Consider the following 10,659-nt stretch of genomic DNA (forward strand, 5'->3'; position numbering starts at 1 on the left):
TTGCAGCAGACCTGCTGAGCTTGAAGTGCAAAATTTAAGAGCTGTGCAGGACGTAATTAAAGCAAAAATCGCCGAAGAGTATAGAATATCTTGCGATTCTGAGGGGAACTGGGTATCTTGCGCGATATACGCCTCTAATATAGAGAACGACGATCAAAGAGCGGCGATGAGATACTATGACAAGGCGTGCAAATTGGGCAAAAAAATCATGAGTGTCGATTCTAACAAGATACTGCAAAAATCTTGCGAAAAAGCCGCCCGCTGAGGTGATTTTAAAAATTTACGCAAGAATATGAATTGGCGCGATGAAATTTTAAAATTTCATCGCTACGCTCGCCGCCATACTCGCCGTAAGGGCGCGTTAAATTTATCCGAAACGCTTTAAATTTCGTAAAATTTCAGCTTTGCAAAGATAGAATTACAAAATTCTTTAAAAGGATTTAGAATGAAAAATGCCCTCTTGTTCGCCTGCGCGGCGCTGATTATATGCGGCTGCTCTAACTCGGAGCATCCAGAGCCTGGCGTTTCGTATTGCAGCGAGCCTAAAATGGACGAGGCGTCGCATCAGATGATTCAAATTTGCGGCGAAAGCGAGGATCCGCAGATAGAAAATATGCAGTGCAACGAAAACGGACTTTGCTTCGGCACCGCAAAAATCAGGTAGCCGAAGCCCCCGCAGGCGCTAGCGCTAAATTTAACTATTTTAAAGCCAAGATCGAGCGCCCGCAAGCGGTCTAAATCGCACTTTAAAATTTTGATTTCAATTTAAATTTAGCCCCGCTTCGCGCGCTGATGCATTTTATCTATCTTATTTTAACTGCGCCTGCCGATTATCGAACTGCTCTTGACGCGATGAAATTTTAAAATTTCATTACCAAGCACGGCGCGCAATTAGGATTTAAAAGCAAGCGCGGCTCAAATTTTATAAGTTTAAAATTTTAAAGCGATATGCGATTTAAAATTTCAGGTCTCTCAAATGCTAGCCGGTGCGAAATTTCGCGCAAGCTCAAAATCCGCGTTAGAAGATTTCGTGCCGCCGCAAAATTTCTAGATCACAACTCCGCTCAGTAGAATTTTTGGCGGTGCAGATGGAGGCGCGAAATCTGCGCCGTGTAATTCCACGCGGATCGCACCGCACAAATTTCTTATGCCATGCACCAAGACTCATAGCCTAGCCTCGCTACAAGATCGCTTACGAAATGGCGCAGTATCCTTAGTCGCATAGCTATAGCACTACTTTACTCGCTGCGTAGCCAAGGTCTGTAGCTGTAGTACGAAATGGCGTGGAATTCTTTGTTGCGCGGTCGAAGCTCTCAGCCCGCAAAAAGGCGCGGTATTCTCTACCGACGGCGCGAGTTTATAGTCTAACTCGCGCCTTAGAATCCCGCCTCAAACTCATTACTTAAAATTTCGTCTCAAAAAAATCGCGTATGAGAAATTCCGCTTTATCTTTACGGCTTAAAATTTCGTACGGATCGCACTGAGCAAAATCCCGCCACTGCGTGACGCAAGCTTAAAATTTCAGCGTCGTGCTCGCCGCATATTAAATTCTGCTTCACTATTACGACTTAAATTCTATCACAAGCCCGCAGATTTAAAATTTTACTTCAAACGACGCCGTGAAATTTCTACTCTTGCCTAGGCACATATCTCTCGGTGCCTGCGCCGCTCGCACTTAGCAGCGACGCTATTCTTTGCCGATAGCAACCCTCGCACAGGACGCCTACCACAGCGCATAGAAAATAAAGCGCGCCTCTTGCATAATCGCCGCCTCTAAAAAATTTTAAGCGACCGCAAAATTTTAAAATTTAAAAGCAGCCTGCGATTAAGCCGATTTTTATAAATTTGGATTTGCTTTGTAGCGGCGCAATCTGGCGAATAAGGCGCAACTCTAAGTTACGCAGCTAGCTTTACACCAGCTGCTTGAACATTTCGATCTGTTCCTTTGTAAGCTCGATCAAATCATCGTTTACGTATTTAAGCGATGTCTCCAGGCTTGTGATGAGCTCCTTACGGACGAAGCTCACGCTAAAAAGCGTCGCCCAAAATCGCGCTCCGCTGCCCGTGCTCGGATCTTCCAAGACCGCTCTAATCGCAGCTACCGCAGCAGCATCGTCCGCCGCACCTAGCACCTCGTCCACGAGTGGATATTCACCTGCGCCGTCGCCCTCATTTAGCGAGCGCAAAAGCGGCTCAAGCGCTTCATCACATGGATTGTCACGCAAAAACTCCCGTACCGCACGAAACTCTACCACGAGCTGATCCGAAAGCTGCGCAGGCATTGGCTGATGAAGTCTCAAAAAGTCTAATGCCGTTCGCTTGTCCATAAAATTCCTTTTAAATGATATGCGCGATTGTAGCTAATTTTGGATTGCAAAGAGATAAATTTACTCTAATTTATCAGTCATTTCCGTCATAAATTCTCAATAATTTTAAATAATTTAGACAGTGATTTTGTAGTGGCTTTTAGGGGCGATTTTCGATGGGCTTTGCGGATTACAAAATAAAATTCCAAAATTTTGTGTAAATAAAAAAGCCCCTGCGAAGCGCAGGGGCTTACAAGCTTGATCTGTTTAGTCTGGCAGAATTTAGCAGACTAAAAAGGATTATTCCTCGATCTTGCCGGTTTTGATGCGGCGCTCATAGATTTCGCGCATCTCTCTGATGTCATTTTTGAGCTCGAATACGCCGTGCCAATGCGAATAATCAGGTCCTCCCATTAGCGCACCTTGGCGCATTCTGCGACCCTCGTGGTGCCATGAAACATAATAGATTCGCTGGAACGCATCCGCCCAAGGATCGTCTTTTAGAAGTTTCTTTTCCTTAAGCTCTTTTAGCATCTTAGTCGCTTCGTCGTTGTAAACGTTATATAGAAGTACCTGCTTATCGCCCACCTCAAAGAAATTATTCGTATGGGTGCTTGCATGGCACTCTTTGCATACTTGCTTCATCTCGGCACGTGCCGCCTCAGGACCGTTTAGGTTACCTGCCAAAGGATTGCCAACGTTTAGTTTGCCGGTATTTAAAAACTCGCTTACCGCAGTCTCATTACCGCCGGTGCGTAGATTGCTCTTAGGCTGCCACAAATTCCACTTCAAGCGTTGAGATACGTTGTGAGTGGAGTTTAAATCGCCAACACCGCCGCTCATATGGCAGGTCGCGCATGTAGGGGCGCGGTAATCAGGAACCGCCCAAGTACCAGGAGCGCTATCGAATTTCCACTCATTGCCTTCAGCGTTAAATACGTGTCCGTGCATTGAGTTATTGTAAATTTCGATATCCGGATGATCAGGTCCTAAGTGGCAAGATGCGCAAGCAGCAGGCTTACGAGCTTCAGCAATCGAAAATTTATGACCAGAATGGCATGATTTGCATCCGCCTACGCTACCGTCCGGATAAACCGTACCGATGCCGTAAACGGGCCAGGTCTCTTTGGTAGGCTTGTTATGCTCATCCATTTTAACGACGCTACCGTGGCATTGAGAGCAGCCGGTAATATCAGGTGCATGTTTAAGATCAGGGATATCACGTCCTTCGTAGTGATACATTAGATCAACCATTCCTTTGTTGGCTTGCATTTGCATAGCGCCTCTTGCGTGACCGCTGTTTTCAAACTCTTTAACCTCGTTGCTGTGGCATTTGGCACAGGTTTTTGGGCTAACTAGCACCGAAATATGATTGTCTGTGTCTTTCGGATGCGGCTCTTTAGCTGCCATAGGGCTATCTGCTGGCTGCGAGTGGCAGTCGGTACAGCTAACGCCTACGTGAGCGTGACGGCTCATCTTCCAATCCGCAACGACGCCCGGAGTTTTTTCGGCATGGCACTCGACGCAGCGTCTAGCTAGCGGCGTAAGCTGCCTATTTACCTTTAAATTTTTCGTAAGACTAACGTTTACGGAATTGCTTACGTTCGCGTCCGACGCGGACATATTCGCATGTTGCGCGGGCATTTCTGCGAATGCGAACGATGCGATACAGGCTATTAAAATAGCGACTTTTTTTAACATTGCTTCTCCTTTACTTGGTTTTGTTATTTTCTAGGTTGTATTTATCCCAATATTTGGTGATCTCTATACCCATATTTTTGTGACCGACGTTTTCGTGGCACTGCACGCAGGTTTTGCCGGTAGTGCCCGCGAAATAATCCCTATGTGCGAGCCAGGCTTTATTTACTTGGTTATTCTGCTCTTTTAAATTTCGATGGCAGCTTAGACAGCCGCTTTCATAAACGAAATGATTTCGCTCCTTGCGTTTTTCTTGCCAGTCGATCTTATCGGCATCGGTAAAGACCGTCTTGTAGACATCATTTGCGGAGGTTAGAGCCTTGGTCCAAAGATACATAAAGGTATTTTCATGAGAAACGTGACAGGCGACGCAATCGGCCTTGAAGCCTTGCGGGTTATTGCCGCCGTGAACATCGTTGTGAAATGCGTTTGCCATCGGCTGCATCGTATGACAGGATACGCAGAATTTATCGGTGCCCGTAAGGTGAACCATCTCCGCAATCCCAAGAGAAAGTATCATTCCTATAAGCACACAAGCGCCCACGAGCAGCACAAGAGTTTTCTTTTTCATAGGTTTCCTTGATTTTAAAATTTCTTCGCAAAATTTTTAGTATTTGATAATTCGAAAAGTGGTATTTTATTATAAAAAGATTAAAAACCGCTTATTTTCTAGCCTTTTGTTAAAATTTATTAAATGAAGATAAAATTTTAAACTAAGTTTTTAGTTTAACGGAATATAATCCATTAAAATTTCAATACAAGGAGAGATCATGAAAACGATCCAAGCGGATGAAATTACCAAAGTAGTCAGCGAGCTTTGCAAAAAAGCCTGTTATCAAGTCACGCCCGATATGCGCGCGGCGTTTGAAAAAGCACGCGAAAATGAAATTTCGCCTATCGGCAAAGATATCTTAGGCAAACTCTTGCAAAATGCCGATTTAGCGGCAAAAGAGGTTGCACCAATCTGCCAAGATACCGGTATGACGGTGGTTTTTGTCGAACTCGGTCAGGATGTGCATATCGAGGGCGGATATTTGGAGGATGCTATCAACGCAGGCGTTGCGGACGGCTACGTAGGCGGTTATCTGCGCAAATCCGTGGTCGCAGAGCCACTTTTTGAGCGCAAAAACACCACAAACAATACCCCCGCGGTCATCAATACCCGTATCGTCCCCGGAGATAAACTTAAGATCAAAGTAGCCCCGAAGGGCTTCGGTAGCGAGAACAAATCGGTGCTAAAAATGCTCGTTCCCGCAGACGGCATCGAGGGGGTAAAAAAGGTATTTTTAGAGGCGGTCAAATACGCAGGCCCTAACGCTTGCCCTCCTATGGTCGTAGGCGTCGGTATCGGCGGCACGATGGATAAGGCGGCGCTTTTAGCCAAGCAAGCCGCGGTTCGCTCGATCGACAGCAGAAATCCCGACGAGCGCTACGCCAAGCTAGAGGATGAACTACTGGAGATGGCTCGCGCTACGGGCGTCGGTCCGCAGGGTTTGGGCGGCATAAACACCGCCGTTAAGGTAAATGTAGAGTGGTATCCGACCCACATAGCGGGGCTTCCGGTCGCCGTTAATATCAACTGCCACGCGGCTCGCCATGCCGACGCCGAACTATAAGGAGGAAATCATGTCAGAAGTTAAAAGAATTACCGCACCTTTCGATAAAAGCGTAGTAAAAAGCCTAAAGGCGGGCGATAACGTCCTAATTAGCGGCACCATCATCGCAGCTCGCGACGCCGCACACAAGGCGCTAACCGAAACCCTCGCTCGCGGCGAGAAGCTACCCGTAAACTTAGCGGGCGAGACGATATATTACCTGGGACCAACCCCCGCCAAACCGGGTCAGGCAATCGGTGCCGCAGGACCTACGACTAGCGGACGTATGGATAAATACACTCCGACGATGATAAACGAAGTAGGCATCAACGGCATGATCGGCAAGGGCTACCGCAGCGACGCCGTCGTAGAGGCGATGAAAAAATCAGGCTGCGTCTATATGGTCGCCATCGGCGGAGCGGGCGCGCTGATTAGCCAAAGCATCAAAAAATACGAAGTGCTAGCCTATCCCGAGCTCGGCCCCGAGGCGGTTGCGCGACTTACCGTCGAGGATTTCCCCGCTATCGTAGCGATCGACAGCGAGGGCAATAACTTCTACGAAGTCGGACAGGCGCCTTATAGAAAAATTTAAATTTTGCTAGCGGCGTCCGCGCGGCGCTTTTTGCAGTGCGAGCGCCCGTAAATTTATCGGCGTTCGCTTGGGCGCCCTAAATTTCGAGACATAAACTACGGCGTCTATTTTGCGAAATTTTACGCTGCCGCGCAGATGAAATTTTGTAGCGAAATTTAAACGCATTCGTAAAATTTTATCTCCATTCGCGGCACGGAATTTTTAAAATTTCGCGCCGCTTAAATTTATACCGAAATCCCGTCTTTGCTCCATTTAAACAATCCGCCGCTAAATTTAGCCGCAAATTTATCCAAGTCTAAATTTTAAAATTTCGTCGCCGTTCGTAAGCAAATTTAAAGCCCGCAAGCGTCATAATCCATCTTAAATTTAAAAGGGGCAAAATGAGCGCAAGCGAGCTGGAGCAGATCAGACTGGGGCTTTTGTATAAGGCGAAAAGAAATACGATCTTCGCGGCGGCGTGCATGCTCGGCTACGGCGCGTTTTTGTTATACAAACTGCGCGACGGAGGAGGCATGGCAGATTTGTTGTCTCTTATCGGATTATTCGCGGTTGTTCTTATAGTAGCCGTTTTGTGCGATAAAGGCTCCATAAAAGCTAAGATAATCTACGCTGCCTGCCTTTTTGCTATGAGCCTATTTCTAAACGATTTACAAAATCGCCCCACGATTTCCAAATATATCTTACTCGCGATTATAACTTTAATCTTGGCTGCTTCGAGCTTATTCGTATTGTTTAGAGGCTTTAAACAAGATTATTCGGTAAAATTTCAGTGCGCTTTTAAAGAGCACTATCTAATGCCTTATTTTAAGGCGTTCGGCTACCGATATGAAATTTCAGGCGATATCGATCCCTCCAAACTCAAGCTCTCCGGGCTCTTTTTTCGACTAGACAGATACTCATACGGCAACGACAGGGTTTCGGGCGTTTATGACGGCGTGAAGTTCGCATTTTGTGACGTGAGCTTATTTAATAGATTTTCAGAAAGCGAAATCCTCGGCACCTTTTTCTACGCGGAATTTAACAAACGCATAAGCGCCAAAACCCTGATTTTTCCCGCTCGCGCCGGCGCGCCGAACACCCTCGGGCTAAAAAAGATAGATATGGACGATGCGGAGTTTAACGCCACCTTCGCCGTGTATTGCGAGGACGCGGCGGGCGCGATGTATATTCTAACGCCCGCCTTTATGCGGAGGCTCTTGCGCTTCGCAGGCGCCGTAGCCGCACCCGTTAGCCTTAGCTTCGCAGATAGCAAAATTTACATTTTCGTAAATACGGGGCGCGATAATTTCGAGCCCGACATCGACGAAAGCGTACTGCGCCGCGATCCTGCCGCGCAGCTCAAGCGCGAGCTTTCGCACTTTTTGGCGATCGTAAAAAACCTAAAACTAAACGAAAGAATTTGGAGCTAGCGGGCGGCTCGCCGTGGCTTTGCGTGTCACAGCCTCGCGCACTATAGCTTCACACGCCGCGCCGCGGCTCCACATGCTACAGCTCTGCGCGCTTTGAAATTTGATGAAATTTGAAATTTTGTCGCGCCTTTAAATTCACAGCCCCAAAGCCTTGAAATTTAAAATCCAAATCCGCTCGCTGCGGAATTCTGCGAAATTGCGAAATTTCTTGAAGTTGCAAAATTCCGCGAGGCTGTCGCTTGAAATTCTCCCTTCAAAGCATAAGGCTAAGCAGCAGCAAAAATCCGATGAAGCTTAGGGCGTTGCCGAAGGAGCCGCCGATGTGATCGCCGAGCCGCGTCAACACGAGCGCGCCGCCTAGACGCAGACCTATTTGTAGCGCCACGCCCGCGATAAAATCCGCTGCGCGCCGAAGTCCGCTGCGCGTATCGCCTAGCTTCATGCCGCGGCTTTGATTCCAAAGCCCGCTTACGCGGTAGTCTTTGTAGCGAGCGCGGAGAATATCGCCGTTTTGCAGCTCGAAGCTCTGCGAAGCGTCCTTCGCCTTGGCGGGTACCGTGGCTTCGGCAGAGCGGGTGGAATTTATAGAATTTGCTGCGTTAGTAGAATTTGCAGAGCTTGTGGAATTCGCTGATTTCGCAAAATTCTTGATGCTCGCAGAATTTGTGGAATTTTCTGCGTCTAAATTCTTAAATTTCATGCAATTTTCGCCGTCCGCAAGCTCCGCTAAATTTTGATCCGCGCGTAGCGCGTCAGAGACAATACGCCGCTTGCTATCGCCCGATAAATATAGCCCGTCCAGCGCGAAGCCATAATAATAAACGTCGCCGCTTTGCAGCACGCGCACGCCGCTAGCATAGCCCTCCGCTTCGCCGCTTCGCTTGGGCTCTTTGGAGTGCGGAAGCGCTGCGAATATGCGTCCGAACTTTGCGGCGCGCCAGTCTCTTCGCATAAACTTAAAGCTGCAATACGCAAAAGGTGTGAGGACTGGCAGGGCTATCGCCACCGCAGGATCGCTCTTTTCAAAAATAAAGATTATGCAGTAGATGCTCATCGCGGCTAGCGCTACGCCGAAGGCTGCGAATATCGCGGCGAGCGCCGTACTGCCAGCGTCCCTCCAGCGCTGCGCGCCTAGGCTTAGATTAACGAAATCTAGCGGGGAGAGGGCGGGATTTACCGAAGCGCCGTGCTCCTCGCGGGTAGAATTTAAAGAGAATGAGCCGCTTAAATCTTTATGGATAAAACCCAAAGCGGCGGAATTTATACCGCTGTGATCTTTGCCCACTAAATCAGATACCGCAGAATTTTGGCGCGCACTTGCCGCCGTATCGCTATATGCGTCGCGGTTTGAATTTGCGGCGGTGGAATTTCCGCTACTTGAAATTTCGCAGTTAGGGCGCTCTGCGGAATTTTCGCCGCTTAAATCGGCACTGCTTGAAGCCTCGCGATCGGAATTTAAGCCCCTCAAAGCCTCCCCGCCGGAATTTGAGCTTGAAGCCTCGTATATCACCGCCAGCTCGTCGCCCTCGCGTATCGGCAGATAAAGTCCGTCGCGTTTTAAATTTAAAATTCCCGCAAAGCGCAAGCCCTCCAGCGTAAAGCTAAATTTCGCCGTGTCTGCAGCCGCGGGCTGTAGCTTTAAATCCCTAGCCGTGCCGCGAGCAAGCTTGATCTGCCGCGGCGAAAGAAATTTAGCAAATCCCATGCGCGCTTTTCAGATCTCGCAAAATTTCGCCCCTCTATTTCGCGGCGGATTTTTTGCGGATCTGGATATTGATGAGCTCCACCAGTAGCGAAAACGCCATCGAGAAGTAGATGTAGCCCTTAGATATGTGAAAGCCCAGCCCGTCGGCGATCAGCGAGACGCCCACCAAAATCAAAAACGCAAGCGCTAAAATTTTGATCGTCGGGTTTGTGTCCACAAAGCGCGCGATTGCGCCGCTAGCGAGCATCATCACGCCCACGGCGATGACGACTGCGAGGATCATCACGGGCAGGTGCTGCGCCATGCCCACGGCGGTGATGACGCTATCGAGCGAAAAGATGATGTCCAAAACGGCGATCTGCACGAGAGTGCCGCCGAAGCTCGCCTTGCCGCTGCTAGCGCTATGCTCGTGCGACTCGCCGGTAGCGCTGGAGTGGATCTCGAGCGTGGATTTGACGAGCAGAAACAATCCGCCGCCGATCAGCACGAGGTCGCGTCCGCTAAAATCGCGCGCAAGCACGCTAAATAGCGGCTTAGTTAGCCCCATGATCCAGCTTAGGCTAAGAAGCAGCAGTATGCGCGTGAACATCGCAAGCGCGAGCCCCATTATACGGGCGCGTCCGCGCTGCGCCTCGGGCAGGCGGCCGCATAAAATCGCGATAAAGATGATATTGTCGATACCAAGCACGATCTCAAGCCCCGTGAGCGTCGCCAGGCTGATCCATGCCTCGGGTGAGGCGATCCATTCAAACATCGGTTTCCTTTGGGTGAAATTTAAGCCGTGATGATAGCGAAAGTTTGGTTAAAATTTCTAAATTTTACCGCCTTCGCGCGCGAAACTGCGCGGGGAATTCCGCGCTTGATTTCGCACTAAATTTAAAGTCTCGAATTTTAAAATTTTGAGTTTTGATACAGCGCAAATATGGGCTAAATTTAGCATAGATCGGAATTTTAATTTGTTTAGTACGGCGCGGGACGATATTCATGCTGCACAAAATTTTACTTTCTAAACTGCCGCAGGGTGAATATGTGGATAAATTTACGGCGTAGCGAATGTTTGCTTTATCAAAATTCGTTTTGAAATCCGCGTGCAGCTAAAGCCGCACAGGCGGCATACCTCGGTCGAGGTTGGCGGATATTTGAAAAAGGAGCGGCAAATTTCAAAATTTAAAGATAGGTACCGCAACAAGTAAATTTTGATGACGGGCGCTGCAATGTGGGTAGGCTAAATTTTGGCGCCGAATGCACGCAGAGGGTGCGAAGTGAAATTTAAGCGAGCGCGTAATAAATAGCACAAAACAAATCGCGGCGAAAGAAATTTCGTTAATCAAACAGCGAGGGTTGCAGCGATTTG

Annotated in this window: 9 protein-coding genes and 1 pseudogene; 5 read left to right on the plus strand and 5 right to left on the minus strand. The window is 48.4% G+C overall.

Annotated elements, in window-relative coordinates; translation table 11 throughout:
* Nucleotides 1–265, plus strand: a pseudogene (locus Q0413_RS06145) (hypothetical protein); the annotation flags it as partial.
* A gap of 180 nt (nucleotides 266–445) precedes the next feature.
* Entirely contained in the window at nucleotides 446–664 is a 219-nt protein-coding gene (locus Q0413_RS06150; RefSeq protein WP_298988106.1) for a hypothetical protein, read from the plus strand.
* A gap of 1,246 nt (nucleotides 665–1,910) precedes the next feature.
* Here the strand turns inward: Q0413_RS06150 and Q0413_RS06155 are convergent.
* From Q0413_RS06155 to Q0413_RS06165, 3 genes are all read right to left on the minus strand, one after another.
* The gene (locus tag Q0413_RS06155) at nucleotides 1,911–2,327 is read right to left on the minus strand and encodes a hypothetical protein (RefSeq protein WP_298988107.1); all 417 of its coding nucleotides are present in this window, start codon (nucleotides 2,325–2,327) and stop codon (nucleotides 1,911–1,913) included.
* Nucleotides 2,328–2,606: 279 nt separating this feature from the next.
* Nucleotides 2,607–4,007 carry a multiheme c-type cytochrome gene (locus tag Q0413_RS06160; RefSeq protein WP_298988108.1) on the minus strand — a complete coding sequence of 467 codons (1,401 nt, stop codon included), beginning with the start codon at nucleotides 4,005–4,007 and terminating at the stop codon, nucleotides 2,607–2,609.
* 10 nt (nucleotides 4,008–4,017) lie between these two features.
* The gene (locus Q0413_RS06165) at nucleotides 4,018–4,575 is read right to left on the minus strand and encodes a NapC/NirT family cytochrome c (protein WP_297895919.1); all 558 of its coding nucleotides are present in this window, start codon (nucleotides 4,573–4,575) and stop codon (nucleotides 4,018–4,020) included.
* Between the two features lie 199 nt (nucleotides 4,576–4,774).
* On the opposite strand from Q0413_RS06165, the gene Q0413_RS06170 reads away from it, so the two are divergent.
* The 3 genes from Q0413_RS06170 (at nucleotide 4,775) to Q0413_RS06180 (ending at nucleotide 7,600) form a co-directional block, all read left to right on the plus strand.
* Nucleotides 4,775–5,620, plus strand: coding sequence for a fumarate hydratase (locus Q0413_RS06170; RefSeq protein ID WP_298988111.1), 846 nt, complete (start codon nucleotides 4,775–4,777; stop codon nucleotides 5,618–5,620).
* 10 nt (nucleotides 5,621–5,630) lie between these two features.
* Complete coding sequence (locus tag Q0413_RS06175; protein WP_040303892.1) at nucleotides 5,631–6,191, plus strand: Fe-S-containing hydro-lyase; 561 nt, start codon at nucleotides 5,631–5,633, stop codon at nucleotides 6,189–6,191.
* A 380-nt stretch (nucleotides 6,192–6,571) separates the two neighbouring features.
* Nucleotides 6,572–7,600 carry a DUF3137 domain-containing protein gene (locus Q0413_RS06180; protein WP_298988112.1) on the plus strand — a complete coding sequence of 343 codons (1,029 nt, stop codon included), beginning with the start codon at nucleotides 6,572–6,574 and terminating at the stop codon, nucleotides 7,598–7,600.
* Nucleotides 7,601–7,853: 253 nt separating this feature from the next.
* Here the strand turns inward: Q0413_RS06180 and Q0413_RS06185 are convergent, their stop codons facing one another.
* Nucleotides 7,854–9,305, minus strand: a complete 1,452-nt coding sequence (locus Q0413_RS06185; protein WP_298988113.1) for a hypothetical protein — start codon at nucleotides 9,303–9,305, stop codon at nucleotides 7,854–7,856.
* Between the two features lie 34 nt (nucleotides 9,306–9,339).
* Nucleotides 9,340–10,059: a TerC family protein gene (locus Q0413_RS06190; RefSeq protein ID WP_298988114.1), complete on the minus strand. Its 720-nt coding sequence runs from the start codon at nucleotides 10,057–10,059 to the stop codon at nucleotides 9,340–9,342.
* Nucleotides 10,060–10,659 lie beyond the last annotated feature (600 nt).

The organism is uncultured Campylobacter sp. (genome assembly GCF_938045465.1).
Lineage (GTDB): Bacteria > Campylobacterota > Campylobacteria > Campylobacterales > Campylobacteraceae > Campylobacter_B.

Coding starts and splice junctions, on each gene's coding strand:
- Q0413_RS06160 (WP_298988108.1), bottom strand. CDS start 4,007: ATGTTAAAAAAAGTCGCTATTTTAATAGCCTGTATCGCATCGTTCGCA.
- Q0413_RS06185 (WP_298988113.1), bottom strand. CDS start 9,305: ATGGGATTTGCTAAATTTCTTTCGCCGCGGCAGATCAAGCTTGCTCGC.
- Q0413_RS06175 (WP_040303892.1), top strand. CDS start 5,631: ATGTCAGAAGTTAAAAGAATTACCGCACCTTTCGATAAAAGCGTAGTA.
- Q0413_RS06180 (WP_298988112.1), top strand. CDS start 6,572: ATGAGCGCAAGCGAGCTGGAGCAGATCAGACTGGGGCTTTTGTATAAG.
- Q0413_RS06165 (WP_297895919.1), bottom strand. CDS start 4,575: ATGAAAAAGAAAACTCTTGTGCTGCTCGTGGGCGCTTGTGTGCTTATA.
- Q0413_RS06190 (WP_298988114.1), bottom strand. CDS start 10,059: ATGTTTGAATGGATCGCCTCACCCGAGGCATGGATCAGCCTGGCGACG.
- Q0413_RS06155 (WP_298988107.1), bottom strand. CDS start 2,327: ATGGACAAGCGAACGGCATTAGACTTTTTGAGACTTCATCAGCCAATG.
- Q0413_RS06150 (WP_298988106.1), top strand. CDS start 446: ATGAAAAATGCCCTCTTGTTCGCCTGCGCGGCGCTGATTATATGCGGC.
- Q0413_RS06170 (WP_298988111.1), top strand. CDS start 4,775: ATGAAAACGATCCAAGCGGATGAAATTACCAAAGTAGTCAGCGAGCTT.